Consider the following 213-nt stretch of genomic DNA (forward strand, 5'->3'; position numbering starts at 1 on the left):
CGTTGGTGGAGCCTAGCGGGATCGAACCGCTGACCTCCTGCGTGCAAGGCAGGCGCTCTCCCAGCTGAGCTAAGGCCCCGATTTATAGAAGATGGTGGGCCTGAGTGGACTCGAACCACCGACCTCACGCTTATCAGGCGTGCGCTCTAACCAGCTGAGCTACAGGCCCATCTTTCATATCGAAGATATGATGTTGTAGGATCTTTTCCAAGT

The 213-nt window shown here is 55.4% G+C and carries 2 tRNA genes; both read right to left on the reverse strand.

Features of this window, described 5'->3' with window-relative positions:
- Positions 1-3: 3 nt before the first annotated feature.
- Positions 4-79 (reverse strand) — tRNA-Ala (locus tag IEE86_RS19250).
- Positions 80-92: 13 nt separating this feature from the next.
- Positions 93-169: transfer RNA gene (locus IEE86_RS19255), tRNA-Ile, on the reverse strand.
- Positions 170-213: the final 44 nt, after the last annotated feature.

Origin of the sequence: Bacillus crepusculi (genome assembly GCF_014764715.1) — a bacterium.
GTDB lineage: Bacteria > Bacillota > Bacilli > Bacillales > Bacillaceae > Bacillus.